The following is a 20,770-nucleotide window of genomic DNA, read 5'->3' on the forward strand; positions in this document are numbered from 1 at the left end:
GTTAATCCCCTTATACTGCGCGTTTTACGGCAAGTCTGAGTTCTTCCATGCAAAAGAAAAATATCTATGTAGCCTACACGGGCGGTACCATCGGTATGCAGCGCTCTGCGCAAGGCTACATCCCGGTTTCCGGCCATCTACAGCAGCAGCTGGCCAACATGCCAGAATTCCATCGGCCAGAGATGCCAAGCTTTACCATCCACGAATATCATCCGTTGATGGACTCATCTGACATGACGCCGCGTGACTGGCAATCGATTGCTGACGACATCAAGCAAAATTACGATCGGTACGATGGCTTTGTGATCCTGCACGGTACCGACACCATGGCATTTACCGCGTCTGCGCTGTCCTTCATGTTAGAAAACTTGGCTAAGCCCGTCATCGTTACTGGTTCGCAGATCCCGCTGGCTGAGCTGCGATCCGATGGTCAGCAAAACTTGTTGAACTCGCTGTATGTGGCAGCGAACTACCCGATCAGCGAAGTTGCCCTGTTCTTCAACAACACGCTGTTCCGCGGTAACCGCACCACCAAAGCCCACGCTGATGGTTTTAATGCCTTCGCTTCGCCTAACCTTTCGCCGTTGCTGGAAGCGGGTATTCACATCCGTAAGCTGAATACGCCACCGGCGCCACAGGGAAAAGGCGAGCTGATTGTGCATCCGATCACCCCTCAGCCGATTGGTGTCGTCACCATCTATCCGGGTATCTCTGCCGATGTGGTACGTAACTTCCTGCGTCAGCCAGTGAAGGCACTGATCCTCCGTTCCTATGGCGTAGGGAACGCCCCGCAAAATGCAGAGTTCCTTAATGAATTACATCAGGCCAGCGAACGCGGCATCGTCGTGGTCAATTTGACGCAGTGCATGTCTGGCAAGGTCAACATGGGCGGTTATGCCACCGGTAATGCCTTGGAACACGCCGGTGTGATCAGTGGCTTTGACCTCACTGTTGAGGCAACCTTAACAAAACTGCACTTTTTGTTGAGCCAAAACCTCACCACCGCGGAAATTCGTGCCAAAATGCAACAGAATTTACGCGGCGAACTGACCGACGACTGATACGGAGCGAGAAGTAATGAAGCGGGCATTGATAATCATCGATATTCAAAACGATTTTTGCCCCGGCGGCCCAATGGCGGTGCGAGAAGGTGACCAGACGGTGCCTGTTGCTAACCGTTACGCACGCGAGTTCCGCGATCGGGGTGAATGTGTAGTGGCATTACAAGACTGGCACCCAGCTAACCATGGCAGTTTTGCTTCTGTCTCGGGAGAGCCGGTCTACACGCTGGGCGAATTGAACGGTCTGGCGCAGATCTGGTGGCCGGATCACGGTGTCGAGAACTCCATCGGCGCAGATTTCCATCCAGGACTGGACCGCAGCTTAATTGATGCCGTGTTCCATAAAGGGGGTGACGCCGATGTGGACAGTTACAGCGCATTCTTCGACAACGGTCATCGCCGTAAGACCGAGTTGGACAGTTGGCTGCGCGAACGCGGTATTAGTGATTTGGTGATGCTGGGTATCGCGACCGATTACTGCGTGAAATACAGTGTGCTGGATGCGCTTGAGCTAGGTTATAACGTTGAAGTCGTTAAAGAGGGTTGCCGTGGTGTTAACCTGAATCATGATGACAGCGAAATTGCCATCGCGCAGATGGAAGCACAAGGGGCGGTAATAATCTGAAAATGAGGGCTGGTGAATACCAGCCCTTTTACATGTTAATGCAGGTTGATACGTGTCACTTCAGGCTCAATGCCAAACTCTTCTTTCAGCTGCTTTTTCGACTTCGTCACCATTTCACCACCCTTACCGATGGTCATATGTTGCGGATCGTCGTTGTGGCGAGCCTGCCACAGCATCACCAATTGCAGGCAGTTGTCGCGCTGTTCTTGCGTCAATGCGACGCCATCAGGCCACTTGCCAATTTCCACCGCAGTCGCCAAGCGCTCATACACTTCCGGCGTCATTGCTGCCAACATCGCTTCCAGTTCTTGTTTCATGCTCAGCCCTCTTGCTGATTACCCTGCTCGTCGGTGAAGCTTAGCGAGGCAGAGTTGACGCAGTAGCGCTCACCGCTCGGCTGCGGGCCATCAGGGAATACGTGACCAAGATGCGCATCGCAATTGCCACAACGAATTTCCACACGATGCATACCGTGCGAATCATCCTCCAGATAGCGAATAGCCTCGTCACTGTAGGGTTGGTAGAAGCTTGGCCAGCCACAGCCAGAGTCGTACTTAGTGTCGGAGAGAAACAGCGGCGAGTTGCACACTAAGCAGTGATAAATACCTTCTTGCTTGTTGTGCAACAGTGCGCCACTGAAAGGGGGTTCCGTGCCGCGATGCTGAGTGACATAGCGCTGCATCTCAGAAAGCTGCGCGATTTTTGCCTCGGGTGCGGTGTCTTTAGCCATTTTGAGTTCCGGAGTGTCATTCTGTAAAAATCGACTAGTATTCTAACAAACGAACAACATCAACATGGTCTTTTTTCGTGCGAACCCGTTCGACACGACTGCCACAGCGCAAAATTGTGATGTCGATCACCCTTTGCAAAAGTCATCCCTTTTCGGTCGGTATTCGGCGTAACATAGGCGCGCAATAAGGGTGCTGCGTAAGCGATTGCGCAATCAATTATTCCTGGCGTTGGAATTGACTTGTCGCAACAATTGACACGATTCCGCTTGACGCTTGGTAAGGTTTTTGTAATTTTACAGCCAACCTTTTATTCACTAACAAATAGCTGGTGGAATATATGACTATCAAAGTAGGTATCAACGGTTTTGGCCGTATCGGTCGCATCGTTTTCCGTGCTGCACAGCAGCGTTCTGACATCGAAATCGTTGCAATCAACGACCTGCTCGACGCGGATTACATGGCTTACATGCTGAAGTATGACTCTACGCACGGTCGTTTCGACGGTACCGTAGAAGTTAAAGACGGCGCGCTGATTGTTAACGGCAAAAAAATCCGTGTTACCGCTGAGAAAGACCCGGCTAACCTGAAATGGGATGAAGTGGGTGTTGACGTTGTTGCTGAAGCAACCGGTATCTTCCTGACCGACGAAACCGCTCGCAAACACATCCAAGCTGGCGCGAAGAAAGTGGTTCTGACCGGTCCTTCTAAAGATGCGACCCCAATGTTTGTTCGCGGTGCAAACTTCGACAAATACCAGGGCCAAGACATCGTTTCTAACGCATCTTGCACCACTAACTGCCTGGCACCACTGGCTAAAGTTATCAACGATCACTTCGGTATCGTTGAAGGCCTGATGACGACCGTTCACGCAACAACTGCAACCCAGAAAACCGTTGATGGCCCGTCTCACAAAGACTGGCGCGGCGGCCGTGGCGCAGCTCAGAACATCATCCCTTCTTCTACCGGTGCGGCAAAAGCAGTGGGCGTAGTACTGCCAGAGCTGAACGGTAAACTGACCGGTATGGCGTTCCGCGTTCCTACCCCGAACGTGTCTGTTGTTGACCTGACGGTTCGTCTGGAAAAACCAGCAACTTACAAAGAAATTTGTGCTGTCATCAAAGCCGAATCTGAAGGCAAGATGAAAGGCGTTCTGGGTTATATCGAAGACGACGTAGTCTCTACTGACTTCAACGGTGAAACCCTGACTTCAGTATTCGATGCTAAAGCCGGTATCGCACTGAACGACAACTTCGTGAAACTGGTTTCATGGTACGACAATGAAACTGGCTACTCACACAAAGTTCTGGATCTGATTGCACTGGTTGCTGCTAAGTAAGCAACTGGCGAACCAGACAAGGGGTGACTTCGGTCGCCCCTTTTTTTTCATTTGGAAGAAGAGAAGGTCTGACGATGCAAGATACGCTTTATAGTTTGCCGGTGGTGAATCAGATCACCCCTTACCTGTCACAACGTCAAATGGGCGACCTGCCGATTGTGGTGATCAGCCATCCTAAAGTGCGAGCTGCCATTGCCCTGCAAGGCGCGCATCTGCTGGCATGGCAACCCAGCGGTCAAAAGCCGGTTATCTGGTTAAGCGAGAAGACACCCTTTGTCACAGGCAAAGCGATTCGCGGTGGTGTGCCAATTTGCTGGCCATGGTTCGGTCCGGCCGGAGAGCCGGCGCATGGCTTCGCACGTAATCAGCCATGGACGCTCACTGCCCATGATGAGAATGAAGATGCGGTGATGCTGACTTTCACGCTGGAGAGCAACGCGCAAACCAAAAAACTGTGGCCTCACGACTTCACGCTGCTCGCCCGTTTCCGCATTGCTGAACATTGTGAAATTGAACTGGAAGCCTGGGGTGATTACGAAGCCACTGCTGCACTGCACACCTACTTCCAGGTTACTGATATTGCTCAAGTCGAAGTGAGTGGCTTAGGCAACAGCTTTATCGATAAGGTCAATGCTAACGTGGTGGGCAGCTCGGCCGATGGCAAGCAGATCTATCCCGATCGTGTGGACCGGATCCACACCGCTGCCGAAGATTGCAGCGTAATCCATGACAAGGGAGGTAATCGCCAGATAGAAGTTTACCACCACTACCAAAGTGACGTTGTCACTTGGAATCCAGGCCCAGAGTTGTCATGTAGCATGGCGGATATGCCCAATGAAGGCTACAAAACCATGGTTTGCGTAGAAACGGCGCGGATTAACAAACCAATGAAAAGTGCTGGTGAATCGCCTGCGCGCTTAGGCACTACGCTTCGCTTACGTAATAAGTAGGATTGGGCGGCGCACACGCGCCGCTATACAATATGCCCCAGCGCACTTTTATGAGGCGCCATTGTGGTGCAATGAAACAAAAACGCCCCATTTAGAGGCACTCAGTGTTATCGCTAAAAGCTGTAGCTGATACCGGTCCAGAGGGTGAACTGACCGCTTTTATCTACCATCGGGCTGTTTTTAATTTCACTGTCAAAGCGGGTGTAACGCCCCGACAGGCTGGCGTTCCAGCTATCACTTATCTGGTAACTGGCGTTCATTTCTACATAAGGTGACCAGCTATCATCAGGGTGATATTGCGCAATACCCGTTCTGGCACTCTCATGCGAAGAAACACCATAGTAGTAACGGTTCTGGTTAGCACTGTTCCACATGGCACCAATGCCTGGCGTCAAGCTGAATGCGCCAAAATCGAAGCGATACAGATAGGTAAGATCCCAGATGATACCGTTACTGTTATTTAAAACGTCCCCAAGCAGCGCGGTACGCACAATCCCCCAATCTGCAACATGTCGGTAACTGGCCCCGGCCATCAGTGTCATACGACGCTTATCCAGCGCTTTCATATCACCCAGATCGTTATCCTTAGGGTCGTACTGTTGTGGCGAGCCTAGCACCGTCAACGACAGTTGATTCTGCGGGTCTTTCCACAGGTAATACCCCCCTTGCAGACTGCGGAACCAAAAGTTTTCACCTTCGTAGTTAATGACGGGAATGGGTAGATAACGATCCTGTCCACCGCGATACGGAGACTGGGCATAAATAACCGAAGCCCCAAGAGATAAGGGTTCTGCATGAGTGCTGAACGCCGCAAAATAACAAGGAACAATCAGAGCAACCGCTTTAAGTTTGAAATGGTTCACAATTTATTCAGTCCATAAATATAACAATCACACGCAGAGTCTAACCAAATTTTTGCTTTGGGTTAACGTTAAATCAAGGATGTTTATCACCCATGCGGAATAGTCTGAAGCGTCTGAGCATCGTGCCAACATAGATGGATTGCCTCAGTGCTTATGAGACTTTGTTATTGATATATCGCTAAATAAGGAGAAAAGTGGCTGCAGATTTTCTGAATGCCTTCTACAGTTAAAAGTAAGACGAGACTTTTTGTACGAGCAGAGTAACCATAAGAATTGTGTATCCCGATAAAAAAACGTCAGGTTGGCATAAGGGTTGCTGTACTCAATAAAGAATATCTTCCGGGAGCTGCAAACGTATCTAATTTCGCTCCTTTACCTGTGCTAAAAACGAAAGGACGGGCATCGCTATGAATATATTCGATCACTATCGTCAGCGTTATGAAGCTGCCAAGGATGAAGAGTTCACACTGCAGGAATTCCTCGCTATCTGTAAACAGGATCGCAGTGCATACGCCAACGCTGCAGAGCGACTATTGATGGCTATCGGTGAGCCGGTGATGGTTGACACGGCGCAGGAGCCACGCCTTTCCAGAATCTTCTCTAACCGCGTTATGGGACGTTACCCAGCCTTTGAAGAGTTTTACGGTATGGAAGAAGCGATCGAGCAGATCGTCTCTTACCTGAAACATGCTGCACAAGGCCTGGAAGAGAAGAAACAGATTCTCTACTTATTGGGGCCAGTCGGTGGCGGTAAATCGTCTCTGGCTGAACGTCTGAAAGCCCTGATGCAGCGCGTACCGATTTACGTGCTGAGTGCCGATGGCGAACGTAGCCCGGTAAACGATCATCCTTTGTGCCTGTTCAACCCGCAGGAAGACGCCAACATACTGGAAAAAGAGTATGGCGTGCCGCGGCGCTACCTGGGCACCATTATGTCGCCGTGGGCGGCAAAACGCCTGCATGACTTTGGTGGCGATATCACGCGTTTCAAAGTCGTAAAAGTCTGGCCGTCCATTCTGGAACAGGTGGCGATTGCCAAAACGGAACCTGGGGATGAAAACAACCAGGATATCTCCGCACTGGTGGGTAAAGTTGATATCCGCAAACTGGAAAACCACGCGCAGAACGATCCCGATGCTTATGGTTACTCCGGCGCATTGTGCCGTGCGAACCAAGGTATTATGGAATTCGTCGAGATGTTTAAAGCACCGATTAAAGTGCTGCATCCACTGTTGACGGCTACTCAGGAAGGGAACTACAACGGGACTGAGGGTATCTCTGCCCTGCCGTTTAACGGCATCATTCTCGCGCACTCCAACGAATCTGAGTGGGTGACATTCCGTAATAACAAGAACAACGAAGCCTTCCTTGACCGCGTTTATATTGTGAAAGTGCCTTATTGCTTGCGCGTGTCCGAAGAGATCAAAATTTACGACAAGTTGTTGAATCACAGTGAGCTGACGACGGCACCTTGCGCCCCAGGCACACTGGAAACCCTGGCGAGATTCTCCATTCTTTCGCGTTTGAAAGAGCCTGAAAACTCAAGCATCTATTCGAAAATGCGCGTTTATGATGGCGAAAGCTTGAAAGATACCGATCCTAAAGCGAAGTCCTGGCAGGAGTATCATGACTACGCTGGTGTGGATGAGGGCATGAATGGCCTTTCCACCCGCTTTGCCTTTAAGATCCTGTCACGCGTGTTCAACTTTGACCATGCTGAAGTGGCGGCTAACCCCGTGCACCTGTTCTACGTACTCGAGCAACAAATTGAGCGCGAGCAGTTCCCGCAGGATTTGGCTGAGAAGTATCTGGAGCACCTGAAGGGCTATCTGATCCCTAAATATGCTGAGTTTATTGGCAAAGAGATCCAGACGGCTTACCTGGAGTCTTACTCTGAGTACGGTCAGAATATTTTTGACCGCTATGTCACCTACGCTGATTTCTGGATTCAGGATCAGGAATATCGCGACCCCGATACCGGACAGCTGTTTGATCGTGAATCACTGAACGCTGAGCTGGAAAAGATTGAGAAACCTGCCGGGATCAGTAACCCGAAAGATTTCCGTAACGAGATCGTCAACTTTGTGCTGCGCGCCCGTGCGCAGAATAGTGGGCGGAATCCAAACTGGACCAGCTACGAAAAACTGCGCACGGTTATTGAGAAGAAAATGTTCTCCAATACCGAAGAGTTGCTGCCGGTGATTTCGTTTAATACCAAGACCTCAACGGACGAACAGAAAAAACACGATGATTTTGTCGATCGCATGATGGAGAAAGGCTATACCCGCAAGCAGGTACGCCTGCTGTGCGAATGGTATCTGCGCGTGCGTAAATCGTCATAATCGTTACCTGTAAGCTACGCGGCGCAGCGACGCCGCATCAGGAGGCCGGAGTGGTTCCGGCCTGGCTTGCACTGTAGTTTGGGGGAGTTTTATGGCCTATTTCATCGATCGGCGTCTGAACGGTAAAAACAAAAGCGCCGTCAATCGGCAGCGCTTCCTGCGCCGTTACAAGTCGCAAATCAAGCAGTCGATCTCCGAGGCCATCAACAAGCGTTCGGTCACCGACGTGGAGAGCGGCGAATCGGTCTCGATTCCTATTGATGACATCAATGAGCCGATTTTCCATCAGGGGCGCGGCGGCAGCCGCCACCGCGTTCATCCTGGGAATGACCATTTCGTACAGAATGACCGCATCGAACGTCCACAAGGCGGTGGAGGTGGCGGCGGCAGCGGTCAGGGCAATGCCAGCCAGGATGGTGAAGGTCAGGATGAATTTGTCTTCCAGATATCGAAAGATGAATATCTCGATCTGCTGTTTGAAGATCTGGCCCTGCCGAATCTGCGTAAAAATCAGCATCGGCAGTTGAACGAATACAAAACGCACCGTGCGGGCTTCACCTCCAACGGGGTGCCTGCCAACATCAGTGTGGTGCGTTCACTGCAAAACTCGCTGGCGCGTCGTACCGCGATGACGGCCGGCAAGCGCCGTATGCTGCATGAGCTGGAAGAGACGCTAACTGAAGTCGAAAACAGCGAACCGGCGCAACTGCTGGAAGAAGAGCGCCTGCGTAAAGAGATCGCAGAATTGCGCGCACGTATTGAACGTGTGCCCTTTATCGATACCTTTGACCTGCGTTACAAAAACTTTGAGAAGCGGCCCGAACCTTCCAGCCAGGCAGTGATGTTCTGTCTGATGGACGTCTCAGGTTCTATGGACCAAGCCACTAAAGACATGGCGAAGCGTTTTTATATTCTGCTCTATCTGTTCCTGAGCCGGACCTATAAAAATGTTGAGGTGGTGTATATCCGTCATCATACGCAAGCGAAGGAAGTCGATGAGCAAGAGTTCTTCTACTCGCAGGAAACTGGCGGCACCATTGTTTCCAGCGCCCTCAAATTGATGGATGAGGTGGTGAAAGAGCGCTATGACCCGGCGCAGTGGAACATCTATGCGGCACAGGCGTCGGATGGCGACAACTGGGCCGATGACTCCCCGCTGTGCCATGAAATTCTGGCAAAGCATATTTTGCCCGTCGTACGTTATTACAGCTATATCGAAATCACGCGCCGTGCGCACCAGACACTGTGGCGCGAGTATGAGCACCTACAGGCGATGTTTGATAACTTCGCGATTCAGCACATCCGCGAGCCAGAAGACATCTATCCGGTATTTAGAGAACTTTTTCATAAGCAGGTGGCAGAAGCCTGATAACCAAGCCGGTCACTGACCGGCTTTTTCTTTTCCGCACCGCCGCTCATTCGCCCTAAATCCCCGCTGATTTTTCACACAAATTTAACCATCTATGGGATAGTGCTCCGTAGATTGAAAAAATGTGCAATTAAGCGCTGACAAGCTATTGATAAGGCATTATCTTTTCACCTTGTCTGTGTGAATCCCCGCAGTTTGTCTTTTAAGTCCGCCACCGCAGGAGAACGCCGTTGAATGCCAGCATGATTTACAGTTTGTTCATTATTGGTTCCGTGCTGGTCGCAGCAAGTATTCTTTTGAGTTCATTCTCGTCCCGCCTAGGCATCCCCATTTTAGTTATCTTCCTCGCCCTCGGCATGCTGACAGGTGTGGATGGCATTGGTGGTATCGCCTTTGATAACTACCCCGTTGCTTATCTGGTCTCTAACCTTGCGCTGGCGATTATTTTGCTGGACGGCGGGATGCGTACCAAAGCCAGTTCATTCAAAGTTGCGCTTGGCCCCGCGTTGTCTCTGGCCACCGTTGGCGTGATGATCACAGCTGGATTAACCGGCCTTGCCGCCGCTTGGTTGTTTAAACTCGATTTAATGCAAGGATTCCTGATTGGCGCCATTATCGGCTCTACCGATGCAGCCGCCGTGTTCTCCTTATTAGGCGATAAAGGGCTGAATGAGCGTGTCAGTTCCACCCTGGAGATTGAGTCCGGCAGTAATGACCCCATGGCTGTGTTTCTGACCATTACCCTGATCGACATGATTCAGCAGGGACAGTCAGGCTTAAGCTGGATGTTTGTGGTCCACCTGGTGCAGCAGTTTGGTTTGGGCATCGTGCTCGGGTTAGGCGGCGGCTGGGCATTGCAGCAGCTCATTAACCGCATAAATCTGGCGCAGGGCTTGTATCCCCTGCTGGCGGTCAGTGGTGGCATCATTGTTTTTGCATTAACCACGGTCATGGAGGGCAGCGGCATTCTGGCGGTCTACCTGTGCGGCTTCTTACTGGGTAACAGCCCGATCCGTAACCGACACGGCATTTTGCAAACCTTCGATGGTATGGCGTGGTTAAGCCAGATCGGCATGTTTATCGTGTTGGGTTTGCTGGTCACGCCCTCCGACCTCTGGCATATCGCTGTCCCGGCAATGATCCTGTCACTGTGGCTGATTCTGGTCGCTCGCCCGCTTTCAATACTGGTGGGGCTGCTGCCGTTTAAAGGGTTCACCGGGCGCGAACGTATTTTTATCAGCTGGGTGGGTTTACGCGGCGCTGTCCCCATCATCCTCGCGGTCTTCCCGATGATGGCGGGATTGGAAAACTCTAAGCTCTATTTCAATATCGCGTTCTTCGTGGTGTTGGTGTCACTGATGCTGCAAGGCACTTCACTCGGCTACGCGGCCAAACGTGCCAAAGTCGTGGTACCACCGACAGCGTCACCGATCAGCCGTGTTGGCTTGGATATCCACCCTGAAAATCCATGGGAACAGTTTGTCTATCAGTTGGGTGCGGATAAGTGGTGCGTCGGGGCGGCTCTGCGTGATTTGCAAATGCCGCGTGAGACGCGAATCGCTGCCCTGTTTCGCAATAACACGCTGATGCATCCCAATGGCAACACGCGTCTTAAAGAAGGCGACGTGCTGTGTGTTATTGGACGCGAGCGTGACCTGCCCGCATTAGGCAAAATGTTTAGCCAGTCCCCTCCCGTGGCGCTGGATCAACGCTTCTTTGGTGACTTCATTCTGGATGCCGATGCGCGACTGCGCGATGTCGCCCAAATCTACGGCTTAGAACTGGATGAAGAGACTAACGATCAGCAGTCACTGGGCCAACTGGTTATGGGATTACTCGGCAGCACGCCAGTGGTGGGTGACCAGGTGGAGTGGAACCAGCTAACCTGGACGGTAGCGGAAAAAGAAGATAACCAGATCGTCAAAATTGGGGTACGTGTGATGGAAGACAAAGAGTAATCCGAAGCACCGATCCACCCTAAAATGCCTATCAGCGACTATGATCACTATTCCACCCAGCTCAAACGGGAGAGATAAATGGGACACGTAGTGAAGATTGGTCGTTACGAGATCGTTGATGCGGAGTTGAATGCTGACAAACTCGAGACCGTCAGCATTCCCTGCAATACCAACCCCGGCCTGAGTTACCAACTCGATGGCTGGGATCATGAAACCAGTGTACCGGCGTGGATCGATGGAGAACCTGTTGATCTGGAAATCGGACATTATGATAAACAGCAAGACCGCTGGGTATTAAAAAAACCCGCCTGATATTCCCACACCGCCATCCGCTTCGTATGGCGGTAATTCCTAAAAGCATGCTTAAAATGAAGCGCAATATCTCCAGAGTTTTTACTTTTAACCTTACAATTCAATTCGCTAGCTCATTATTTCTTTAAGCATTTATTTCCTTTTAGGACTATTTCCATATTAACTCCGTCAAATAACTCCTGCATAATCTTAAACGTTGCTGCAGATTTTTGTGACGTTTATCACGTCTTAAACGGTCCTTCCCGTGCAGCGCTTATGGCAGCACTGATTTATATCTTACTGAATAATCTTTATTTTCTACTTTTAGTGGATCACTCCTGAGCGCGTACTTGATTCTGGTCAGGCCATCTTTTACTTAAGAAAAGAGAGCAGGTTTTATGGCAAGTACATTGGTAATGAATGATGCAACCCGCTCGTGGAGCGGATTGCGAAAAAATCTCATCGCAAAAGTCGCCCTTAGTTTTTCCGATCTCATTGCTCTTAATCTGGCGTTATTCTTATCTGCCGCAACCGTTCAGGGGATTTGGGGAGAACTGGACACCTTTATTCCGCCGCAGCAGATCGAGTATCGCTTCATAGCCCAATTGGGTCTTTCCGTGCTTTGCACCGCTTGGTTTTGGGTGCGTATGCGTCATTACACTTACCGCAAGCCGTTCTGGTTTGAGTTAAAAGAGATTGTCAAAACCTTGTTCGTGTTCTCCCTGCTGGATTTGGCGCTGATCGCGTTCTCCAAATGGGACTTCTCGCGTATGGTCTGGGTGTTTAGCTGGACTTACGCCCTGTTATTGCTGCCGCTGATGCGTGCGGTGGTGAAACGTGCCATAAACCGGGCGGGTCAATGGCAGAAAGAGACCATTATCATTGGCTCTGGCAAGAACGCCATGGAAGCCTATGCTGCGCTGCAAAGTGAAGAGATACTCGGTTACAACGTGCAGGCGTTTATTTCACTGGATGACGAACATCAGCCGGAAAACGTGAATGGCGTTCCCGTAGTGACTTGGAAAGACATCAACTGGCAAACCATGGATCGCGACAACACGCAATTTATCGTGGCGACCGAGTTTGAACAGCAGGTTGTCCGTGACAAGTGGTTGAAGTTCCTGTCCAAAATGAAGTGCCGTTCGATTTCCGTGATCCCAACGCTGCGCGGTGTTCCCTTGTATGGCACTGATATGTCGTTCATCTTCAGCCATGAAGTGATGATTCTGCGAGTCAGTAACAATCTGGCAAAACGCTCTTCCCGCTTCCTTAAACGCACCTTTGATATCGTTGTGGCATCCCTGCTGCTGCTGTTCCTTGCACCGGTGTTTGGCCTGCTGTGTGCCATGGTGAAGCGCGACGGGGGCAATGCCATTTACGGCCACGAGCGTGTTGGACAGGATGGCGAGAAATTCAAGTGCCTGAAATTCCGCTCCATGGTGACTAACTCGCAGGAAGTGCTGCAAAAGTTACTGGCGACCAGCGAAGAAGCGCGCGCCGAGTGGGACCGTGATTTCAAACTGAAGAACGATCCGCGTATCACCAAAATTGGCGGCTTCCTGCGCAAAACCAGCTTGGATGAGTTGCCGCAGTTGTGGAACGTTATCCGCGGTGAAATGAGCCTGGTGGGCCCACGCCCGGTGATTGAAGCAGAGTTGGAACGTTACGCAGGTGATGTGGATTATTACCTGATGGCGAAACCAGGTATGACCGGGCTATGGCAAGTCAGTGGCCGTAACGACATCGACTACGATACGCGCGTTTACTTTGATTCCTGGTATGTGAAGAACTGGGCATTGTGGACTGACATCGCCATTCTGTTTAAGACCGCAGGTGTCGTGTTACGTCGCGACGGCGCTTACTAATACCCTCATGGCGATGCTGTGCTCGACCGGCAGACATCGCCTTTTTTATTCCTTTCCTTTTCCCCGTTAAGTCATTACCCTTCCCGCTTGTTTAACAGGACGTTTCTGGTTCGTAATGCAAAAATTTACCCTGCTGCTTTTAAGCTTGGTGCTGCTGGCACCTCTCGGCATCGATCTTTACCTCCCGACTCTCCCACAAATCGCTGAAGGCCTGAACAGCCCAGTGAGTGTGATCCAGACCACAATCCCACTGTTTTTACTGGTAATGGGCATCGGTCAACTGGTGACGGGGCCACTGGTCGATAATTTTGGTCGTAAACCCATCGCGTTGATTGGTTTGGGGCTCTATATCATCGGCAGCGCCGTGGCGGCGACGGCCACCCTTTGGCCGGTGTTTTTCCTCGCACGCTTAATCCAGGGATGCGCCGTTTGCTGTAGTGCGGTGGTTGCCTTCAGTGGCGTCCGCGACCGGCTTAGCGGTGATGAAGCTGCACGTGCTTATGGTTTTCTGAACGGTGCCTTGAATATTGTTCCTGCATTAGCGCCACTGCTTGGCGGTATTCTCGCTGAAGCCTACGGCTGGCGCGCGCCCTTCTGGTTCCTGTGTGGCTATGCCGCTGTCATTGGCGTCATTGTGGTGTTTTTCCTGCCGGAAACACGCCCTGCGGACACGCTGCGTGTCAAAGGCATACCCTTGGCACAGTATGCGGCCATCGCACGTGAGCCTCGCTTCCTCGCCTTTGCGTTCGCCAACGCGGGCGCACTGGGCATGGTATTGACCTACGTTTCACTCGCACCGCATGTACTCATGACGGAAGGTGGCCTGACGCCACTGCAGTTCTCCTTTGCCTTTGGGGCCAATGGATTCTGGATCATGTTGGTGAGTGCGTTTGTGAATAAGACCATCCGTAAAGCGGGACGTCCTTTCTGTCTGGCGATGGGCTTCGTCGCAATGTTGGTAGGCGCTCTTCTGCTGGTCGCAGGAATGTATCTGCTGCCCGCTGCTTGGCAAACACATTGGGCGCTGTATATGTTCCCAGTTGCCATCTCCGTAGCGGGTCTGGCGTTTACCGTCGGTCCAGCCACCAGCTACGCGCTGGAGCCGTATCAGCAGCAGGCCGGCGTTGCCGCTGCACTGCAGGGGTTTATTCAGATGGCGTGCGGCGCAGGCGGCAGCTTGGCGATTGTCGCGCTACCCGTAGCAGAAAAATCTGCGCTGGCACTAATGATGTTGGTGGGTGCAGCGCTGGCCCTGATTGCCTGGCGCTGCAGTCGGAAAATGCACGGCAGTGTGACCGCGCTTAAATAACCTCAACCGGCACGCGGGGCGCGAGCGCGCACATCAGCTCGTAGCCCACCGTGCCGGACGCTTTCGCGACTTCATCAATTTTCACCTGATCCCCCCATAGCTCGACTTTCGAGCCAATACCGGCCTGCGGGCAGGGTTCCAGGTCAATCATCATCATATCCATCGAAATCGCGCCCAAGGTTTGCGTACGGATGCCATCGACACTGACTGGCGTCCCCGTCGGGGCATGGCGCGGATAACCATCAGCATACCCGCAGGCAACAATGCCAATGCGCTGTGCTCCCGCGGCGTGATAGCGATAGCCGTAACCTACCCCGTCGCCGGCACTGATCTGTTGCACACCAATAATCTCACTGGTGAGCGTCATTACGGGTTGCAACCCGGAACTGCCGATATCCTGCCAGTCACCACTCGGCGAAGCCCCATACAGGATGATGCCGGGGCGTACCCAGTCGAAATGGGCTTCGGGATGCCACAGCGTTGCCGCAGAGTTTGAGAGCGAACGTGGGCAGTTAAGACCTTCGGCAGCCAGTTCCACGCGCTTCATGGGCTCGATTAAGCCTTCCGGATTTTCCGCATCAGCAAAATGCGCCATGAGTGTCATTTCGCCGACGTTGGGCAGCGCACGCAATTTTTGCCAAGCCGCATGCGCCAACTCGGGACGAAAACCCAATCGGTTCATGCCGCTGTTGATTTTGACATAGATATCAATCGGCGCAGACAGCGTGGCCTTGGCCAACGCCTGAATCTGCCAGTTGCTGTGCACGCTAGTGGTGAGACGGTAACGATCGATTAAGGCTAAATCTTCCGCATGAAAAAAACCTTCCAGCAGCAGAATAGGTTTCTTCCATCCTTGCTCACGTAACAGGATCGCCTCTTCCATATTCAATAGCGCAAAACCATCGGTCTGCGCCAGGCTTTGCCATACGCGAGCCACACCGTGCCCGTAAGCGTTGGCTTTTACCACTGACCACACGCGGGAGTGTGGTGCAGCCTGCCGAACGATCGCCAGATTATGTCGCAGCGCCTGTTGATTGATCTTGGCGCCAGTAGGACGTGACATGCTTGTGCTCTCCCTGAGGTCTCAACGTGCCGCGTTAGCATTTCGCAGCGGCGACGAATGGGGTTCGAAACCCGGCAGGTAGCGCAGCACTGACAAATCGTCTGCGGCAATCGCCGGTTTCTGACCGGAAATCAAATCGGCCAAAAGCTGACCGGAACCACAGGCCATGGTCCATCCCAGCGTGCCGTGACCGGTGTTGAGATAGAGATTGGAGAGCGGCGTGCGCCCAACAATCGGTGTACCGTCTGGCGTCATCGGACGCAATCCGGTCCAGAATGTGGCCTGTTCTACAAAACCACCTTCAGGATAGAGATCGCTGACCACCATCTCCAGCGTTTCACGTCGTGCTGGCGTCAGTTTGGTGTTAAAACCAACAATTTCCGCCATACCGCCTACGCGAATACGATCGTCAAAGCGCGTCACCGCCACTTTATAGGTTTCATCGAGGATAGTAGAAACTGGCGCAGCTTCAGGGTTCTTAATAGGAATGGTGAGCGAATAGCCTTTCAGGGGATAAACCGGGATTGATACGATATCTTTGAGCAGGGCCGTCGAATACGAACCAAAGGCGACCACGTATGCATCCGCTTTGATCACTTCGTCGCCACACTTCACGCCGTAAATACGATTACCTTCACGTAACAGCTGGTCAACCGAGGTGTTATAGCGGAAGGTCACCCCTGCTGCCGCCGCCATTTCGGCCAGGCGCTGGGTGAAGAGTTGGCAGTCACCCGTTTCATCATTAGGCAGACGCAACCCGCCCGTGAGTTTGTGTGCTGTGGTCGCCAGCGCAGGTTCCACATTGTGTAACTGATGCGCTTCCAACAATTCATAAGGCACCCCCGCTTCTTTCAGTACCGCAATATCTTTACTGGCACTTTCAAACTGCTGCTGGGTGCGGAAAAGTTGCAGCGTACCGCCCTGCCGGCCTTCATAGGCGATACCGGTAGCAGCGCGCAGGGTTTTCAGGCAATCGCGACTGTATTCCGCGATACGCACCATACGGCCTTTATTTTCCTGATAATGACGCATGTCGCAGTTACGCAGCATATTCCACATCCATTCCAGCTGGAATTTGCTGCCATCAAGACGCATGGCCAGAGGGGCATGGCGTTGGAACATCCATTTAACTGCTTTCAGTGGCACACCCGGTGCCGCCCAAGGTGCAGCGTAGCCTGGCGAGATTTGTCCCGCGTTACCGGCGCTGGTCTCCAGCGCTGCAGCAGGCTGGCGATCAATCACGGTGACCTCATGCCCAGCCTGCGCCAGATACCAGGCACTCGCCACCCCGACAACACCACTTCCAAGAATCACTACGCGCATAAGCCCCTCGTCGCGGCAAAAGCATAATCAACTATGAATAACGCCTGATCTAGCATAACCAGACATCCGTTTTAATCTTACATTCAGCAGTTACATTTCACATGTTTTTCACCTTTCTGCACACAGAAATCATGAGGTAGTGCAAAAATCAGGATTTTTTATGCTAAAAAGCCATTAATCAGCAATTTATTATGCGCAATGCAGTGCTTTTATCTTTTTTCAGGAGAAAGCGCCACAGTCATACAATGCACTTATAAACAGAACTTTATGCTGGAAAATTAACAATAACCCGCACTTGTCATGAGTAAAATCTTAAGCGAAGGTTTTTGGATGATTTTGTGCCAAAAGAATTCGTTTGAGTTCCGGTTTCGGATAGGCGACAGTGGACTATGATTGAAGTGTTCGCTCAGTTTTATTGGGCCGTCTTTCTCAGGATGAAGCCTTAAACGATCGTGACAGGTAGCAATCCGTTGCCTGCCGCTTGCAAAACAGAGGTGCGCTATGACGACAATCTTTGACGAGCCAACCCGGAGCAGTAAACGACTCAGTGATGGGCCTGACTGGACATTTGAATTGCTCGATGTCTATTTGGCAGAAATCGACCGCGTAGCGAAAAGCTACGGGCTTGATACCTACCCGCATCAAATTGAAGTAATCACCTCCGAACAAATGATGGATGCCTACTCGAGCGTGGGTATGCCCATCAACTATGCGCACTGGTCATTCGGTAAAAAATTTATCGAGACTGAACAACGCTACAAGCACGGCCAGCAAGGCCTGGCGTATGAAATCGTCATCAATTCCAATCCTTGTATAGCCTATTTGATGGAAGAGAACACCATGACCATGCAAGCGCTGGTGATGGCGCACGCCTGTTATGGCCACAACTCTTTCTTTAAAAATAACTATCTGTTCCGCAGTTGGACTGATGCCAGCTCAATCGTTGATTACCTGCTGTTTGCCCGCAACTATATCTCCGACTGTGAAGAGCGCTATGGCGTTGAGGAAGTAGAACGCCTGCTCGACTCCTGCCATGCGCTGATGAACTATGGTGTCGATCGTTACAAACGACCGCAAAAAATCTCGCTGCAGGAAGAAAAAGCACGGCAAAAGAGTCGGGAAGAGTATCTGCAAAGTCAGGTGAATACCCTGTGGCGTACCTTACCGCGTAAAGAGAAGGAGTCGGTGCATATTGAAGCATCGCGCTACCCTTCAGAGCCACAAGAGAACCTGCTCTACTTTATGGAAAAGAATGCCCCGCTGCTGGAATCCTGGCAGCGTGAGGTTCTGCGTATCGTCCGTAAGGTCAGCCAGTATTTTTATCCGCAGAAACAGACTCAGGTGATGAATGAAGGCTGGGCGACGTTCTGGCACTACACCATCCTTAATCATCTGTATGACGAAGGGAAAGTGTCAGAACGCTTTATGATGGAGTTTCTGCATAGCCACACCAATGTGGTTTATCAGCCTCCTTATAACAGCCAGTGGTACAACGGTATCAACCCTTATGCTCTGGGCTTTGCCATGTTCCAGGACATCAAGCGTATCTGTCAGTCCCCTACAGAAGAAGATCGCTATTGGTTCCCGGACATTGCCGGTTCCGATTGGTTGAAGACACTGCACTTTGCCATGCGTGAGTTCAAGGACGAAAGTTTTATCAGCCAGTTCTTGTCACCCAAAGTGATGCGTGACTTCCGGTTATTCACGGTGATGGATGACGATCGTAATAACTTCCTGGAAATTGCCGCAATCCACGACGAAGCCGGTTACCGCGCGATACGTCAGCAGCTTTCAGCGCAATACAACTTGAGCAATCTGGAGCCGAATATACAGGTATACAACGTTGACCTGCGTGGTGACCGTTCTCTGACCCTGCGCTATGTTCCGCAGCAACGGGCACCGCTCGATAAGAGCCGCCGCGAAGTGTTGAAGCATGTGCATCGCCTTTGGGGATTCGATGTGATTCTTGAGCAACAGAATGAGGATGGCAGTGTCGAGTTGCTTGACCGTTCGCCGTCGCGTGGCCCTGCGTTGTAAAGTGATAAAAAAACCGGACTGCTGAGGTCCGGTTTTCTTTTATCGCTTGCTGGCTAAATCGTCCGGCATGCTCTTCTGCATACTGTGCCAAATCTCACCGCTACGACGTCCATATTCACGCACCGATTCTACGATCTGTTCTTGCGTGGGTGTCGCACTACACAGATCCAATAACTGGCGATAGAAACTGCGAGCCTGGTGACGTGCTTCAGGATTGGAGAAATAGTGGCGGCCCACACGGGTATACAGCCCTTTCAAGCCGTTCAGAATCAAACCATAGATCGGGTTACCGGACGCAAAGGCTAAGCCACGGAACACGCGATAATCCAGTTCAGTGTAGGCATCAGCTTTGTCTTCTTCACTTAATGCGTTCTCCAGCACTTCACGCGCTTTATCCGGATGGTGGCGCAGCGCACGGCTGATAAAAATGGAGGCGATGTTGGTACGTACAGAAAGCAGATTATCAATCAACTGCGGCACGCTATCGTGATCGAGACGAGCAAGCGTTTCGAGGATATTCAACCCAGAGGTTTCCCAGAAATCGTTTACACGAGTAGGCTTACCATGCTGAATGGTCAGCCAACCATCACGCGCCAGACGCTGTAAGACCTCACGCAACGTGGTACGCGTAACGCCAATCAGTTCAGAAAGCTCACGTTCGGCAGGTAGAATCGACCCCGGCGGAAAACGACTGTTCCAGATGCTTTCAATAATATACTCTTCAGCAAATCCTGCGGGGCTTTGCGCCTTAATCACCATAGCATTTATTTCTCATTGCTTTCTTTGTCGTAATGGCACTCATCATACCAGAGGGGCTAAAGCGGAAATAGCCTGACAACGGATTAAAAGCGCGCGCTGGCGCAAAATTCAGCAGGGATTCTGTCCGAAAGCAACCGTAAAGCACTCGTTTGCGTTGCGGTTACCGCCCGGTATCCTCATGAAGCAGTAAAACTGCCCTTAACTTGGCCTGGATCAGGCTTAAGTTATTTTTATACATGATTTTTTCCCATTACCTGGCTGGCACGGGTGCGCTTTTGGTTTACACTGCCAAGCATTAACGGCTACAGGATAAGCAATATGTTGCGATATTTAAATCAATGCTCACAAGGTCGCGGAGCATGGTTATTGTTGGCTCTAACAGCACTGGCTTTTGAACTTGTTGCACTGTTCTTTCAACATGTCATGGGACTTAAACCCTGTGTCATGTGCATTTATGAGCGTTGCGCGCTGTTTGGCGTAATGGGTGCTGGCATTGTAGGCGCGATCGCACCGAAATCCCTACCGCTGCGTTGGGCAGCCATCGTAATTTGGTTGTACAGCGCTTATAAAGGTTTGGCGCTCTCAATCGAACACACCAACATTCAGCTGCATCCAAATCCGTTTGTCACCTGTGATTTTGCCGCCCGTTTCCCCACCTGGCTGCCTCTGGATAAGTGGTTGCCGTCAGTGTTTGTGGCGAGTGGCGATTGTGCCGAGCGTAGCTGGACATTCCTCACCTGGAGTATGCCGCAGTGGATGATCGTCATCTTTGCAGCTTACCTGCTGGTCGGTGCGCTGGTGCTGATTGCCCAACCTTTCAAGCCTAAACGTCGCGATCTGTTCGGCCGTTAAGCACAAATAAAACAGGCAGCTATTGCTGCCTGTTTT

General features: G+C 51.5%; 18 protein-coding genes. 12 read left to right on the forward strand and 6 right to left on the reverse strand.

Annotated features, from left to right (window positions below; translation table 11 throughout):
- The first annotated feature begins 47 nt into the window (after positions 1-47).
- Positions 48-1,061: an asparaginase gene (gene ansA, locus F3J38_RS11110; protein ID WP_167138315.1), complete on the forward strand. Its 1,014-nt coding sequence runs from the start codon at positions 48-50 to the stop codon at positions 1,059-1,061.
- Between the two features lie 16 nt (positions 1,062-1,077).
- Positions 1,078-1,686, forward strand: a complete 609-nt coding sequence (gene pncA / locus F3J38_RS11115; RefSeq protein ID WP_167138317.1) for a bifunctional nicotinamidase/pyrazinamidase — start codon at positions 1,078-1,080, stop codon at positions 1,684-1,686.
- Between the two features lie 35 nt (positions 1,687-1,721).
- Here the strand turns inward: pncA and F3J38_RS11120 are convergent, their stop codons facing one another.
- Together F3J38_RS11120 and msrB are read right to left on the reverse strand one after the other, a co-directional pair.
- A complete protein-coding gene (locus F3J38_RS11120; protein WP_167138319.1) occupies positions 1,722-2,003 on the reverse strand; it encodes a YeaC family protein in 282 nt (93 codons plus the stop codon).
- A 2-nt stretch (positions 2,004-2,005) separates the two neighbouring features.
- On the reverse strand, positions 2,006-2,416 hold the full coding sequence (msrB, locus tag F3J38_RS11125; protein WP_167138321.1) for a peptide-methionine (R)-S-oxide reductase MsrB: 411 nt from the start codon (positions 2,414-2,416) through the stop codon (positions 2,006-2,008).
- 338 nt (positions 2,417-2,754) lie between these two features.
- On the opposite strand from msrB, the gene gapA reads away from it, so the two are divergent.
- Both gapA and F3J38_RS11135 read left to right on the forward strand, forming a co-directional pair.
- The gene (gapA, locus tag F3J38_RS11130) at positions 2,755-3,753 is read left to right on the forward strand and encodes a glyceraldehyde-3-phosphate dehydrogenase (protein ID WP_039335472.1); all 999 of its coding nucleotides are present in this window, start codon (positions 2,755-2,757) and stop codon (positions 3,751-3,753) included.
- 74 nt (positions 3,754-3,827) lie between these two features.
- Complete coding sequence (locus F3J38_RS11135) at positions 3,828-4,703, forward strand: D-hexose-6-phosphate mutarotase (protein ID WP_167138323.1); 876 nt, start codon at positions 3,828-3,830, stop codon at positions 4,701-4,703.
- A 113-nt stretch (positions 4,704-4,816) separates the two neighbouring features.
- On the opposite strand, the gene F3J38_RS11140 is transcribed toward F3J38_RS11135, so the two are convergent.
- Positions 4,817-5,566 carry a MipA/OmpV family protein gene (locus tag F3J38_RS11140; RefSeq protein ID WP_167138325.1) on the reverse strand — a complete coding sequence of 250 codons (750 nt, stop codon included), beginning with the start codon at positions 5,564-5,566 and terminating at the stop codon, positions 4,817-4,819.
- Between the two features lie 407 nt (positions 5,567-5,973).
- Here F3J38_RS11140 and yeaG point away from each other — a divergent pair, with 407 nt between their 5' ends.
- From yeaG to F3J38_RS11170, 6 genes are all read left to right on the forward strand, one after another.
- Entirely contained in the window at positions 5,974-7,908 is a 1,935-nt protein-coding gene (yeaG, locus tag F3J38_RS11145; RefSeq protein ID WP_034828773.1) for a protein kinase YeaG, read from the forward strand.
- 91 nt (positions 7,909-7,999) lie between these two features.
- Entirely contained in the window at positions 8,000-9,277 is a 1,278-nt protein-coding gene (locus tag F3J38_RS11150; protein WP_167138327.1) for a YeaH/YhbH family protein, read from the forward strand.
- Positions 9,278-9,507: 230 nt separating this feature from the next.
- Entirely contained in the window at positions 9,508-11,235 is a 1,728-nt protein-coding gene (locus tag F3J38_RS11155; protein ID WP_167138329.1) for a potassium/proton antiporter, read from the forward strand.
- 78 nt (positions 11,236-11,313) lie between these two features.
- A complete protein-coding gene (locus tag F3J38_RS11160; RefSeq protein ID WP_167138331.1) occupies positions 11,314-11,547 on the forward strand; it encodes a DUF1480 family protein in 234 nt (77 codons plus the stop codon).
- A gap of 377 nt (positions 11,548-11,924) precedes the next feature.
- The gene (gene wbaP / locus F3J38_RS11165; RefSeq protein WP_167138333.1) at positions 11,925-13,391 is read left to right on the forward strand and encodes an undecaprenyl-phosphate galactose phosphotransferase WbaP; all 1,467 of its coding nucleotides are present in this window, start codon (positions 11,925-11,927) and stop codon (positions 13,389-13,391) included.
- Between the two features lie 115 nt (positions 13,392-13,506).
- Complete coding sequence (locus tag F3J38_RS11170; protein ID WP_167138335.1) at positions 13,507-14,700, forward strand: multidrug effflux MFS transporter; 1,194 nt, start codon at positions 13,507-13,509, stop codon at positions 14,698-14,700.
- On the opposite strand, the gene dadX is transcribed toward F3J38_RS11170, so the two are convergent.
- Positions 14,693-15,763: a catabolic alanine racemase DadX gene (dadX, locus tag F3J38_RS11175; protein WP_167138337.1), complete on the reverse strand. Its 1,071-nt coding sequence runs from the start codon at positions 15,761-15,763 to the stop codon at positions 14,693-14,695. The two genes, F3J38_RS11170 and dadX, sit on opposite strands and share 8 nt — an antisense overlap.
- Positions 15,764-15,784: 21 nt before the next feature.
- Positions 15,785-17,086: a D-amino acid dehydrogenase gene (locus tag F3J38_RS11180; protein WP_167138339.1), complete on the reverse strand. Its 1,302-nt coding sequence runs from the start codon at positions 17,084-17,086 to the stop codon at positions 15,785-15,787.
- Positions 17,087-17,587: 501 nt separating this feature from the next.
- On the opposite strand from F3J38_RS11180, the gene F3J38_RS11185 reads away from it, so the two are divergent.
- The gene (locus F3J38_RS11185; protein WP_167138341.1) at positions 17,588-19,123 is read left to right on the forward strand and encodes a SpoVR family protein; all 1,536 of its coding nucleotides are present in this window, start codon (positions 17,588-17,590) and stop codon (positions 19,121-19,123) included.
- 39 nt (positions 19,124-19,162) lie between these two features.
- Here F3J38_RS11185 and fadR read toward each other — a convergent pair whose 3' ends face one another.
- Positions 19,163-19,882, reverse strand: a complete 720-nt coding sequence (gene fadR / locus F3J38_RS11190) for a fatty acid metabolism transcriptional regulator FadR (RefSeq protein WP_167138343.1) — start codon at positions 19,880-19,882, stop codon at positions 19,163-19,165.
- 318 nt (positions 19,883-20,200) lie between these two features.
- Here fadR and dsbB point away from each other — a divergent pair, with 318 nt between their 5' ends.
- Positions 20,201-20,734, forward strand: coding sequence for a disulfide bond formation protein DsbB (gene dsbB, locus F3J38_RS11195; protein WP_167138346.1), 534 nt, complete (start codon positions 20,201-20,203; stop codon positions 20,732-20,734).
- The last annotated feature ends 36 nt before the right edge of the window (positions 20,735-20,770 follow it).

Source organism: Candidatus Pantoea formicae, from assembly GCF_011752625.1.
GTDB lineage: Bacteria > Pseudomonadota > Gammaproteobacteria > Enterobacterales > Enterobacteriaceae > Pantoea > Pantoea formicae.

Coding starts and splice junctions, on each gene's coding strand:
- F3J38_RS11170 (WP_167138335.1), top strand. CDS start 13,507: ATGCAAAAATTTACCCTGCTGCTTTTAAGCTTGGTGCTGCTGGCACCT.
- gapA (WP_039335472.1), top strand. CDS start 2,755: ATGACTATCAAAGTAGGTATCAACGGTTTTGGCCGTATCGGTCGCATC.
- F3J38_RS11185 (WP_167138341.1), top strand. CDS start 17,588: ATGACGACAATCTTTGACGAGCCAACCCGGAGCAGTAAACGACTCAGT.
- F3J38_RS11180 (WP_167138339.1), bottom strand. CDS start 17,086: ATGCGCGTAGTGATTCTTGGAAGTGGTGTTGTCGGGGTGGCGAGTGCC.
- dadX (WP_167138337.1), bottom strand. CDS start 15,763: ATGTCACGTCCTACTGGCGCCAAGATCAATCAACAGGCGCTGCGACAT.
- fadR (WP_167138343.1), bottom strand. CDS start 19,882: ATGGTGATTAAGGCGCAAAGCCCCGCAGGATTTGCTGAAGAGTATATT.
- F3J38_RS11150 (WP_167138327.1), top strand. CDS start 8,000: ATGGCCTATTTCATCGATCGGCGTCTGAACGGTAAAAACAAAAGCGCC.
- F3J38_RS11120 (WP_167138319.1), bottom strand. CDS start 2,003: ATGAAACAAGAACTGGAAGCGATGTTGGCAGCAATGACGCCGGAAGTG.
- msrB (WP_167138321.1), bottom strand. CDS start 2,416: ATGGCTAAAGACACCGCACCCGAGGCAAAAATCGCGCAGCTTTCTGAG.
- pncA (WP_167138317.1), top strand. CDS start 1,078: ATGAAGCGGGCATTGATAATCATCGATATTCAAAACGATTTTTGCCCC.
- F3J38_RS11160 (WP_167138331.1), top strand. CDS start 11,314: ATGGGACACGTAGTGAAGATTGGTCGTTACGAGATCGTTGATGCGGAG.
- yeaG (WP_034828773.1), top strand. CDS start 5,974: ATGAATATATTCGATCACTATCGTCAGCGTTATGAAGCTGCCAAGGAT.
- F3J38_RS11135 (WP_167138323.1), top strand. CDS start 3,828: ATGCAAGATACGCTTTATAGTTTGCCGGTGGTGAATCAGATCACCCCT.
- wbaP (WP_167138333.1), top strand. CDS start 11,925: ATGGCAAGTACATTGGTAATGAATGATGCAACCCGCTCGTGGAGCGGA.
- ansA (WP_167138315.1), top strand. CDS start 48: ATGCAAAAGAAAAATATCTATGTAGCCTACACGGGCGGTACCATCGGT.
- dsbB (WP_167138346.1), top strand. CDS start 20,201: ATGTTGCGATATTTAAATCAATGCTCACAAGGTCGCGGAGCATGGTTA.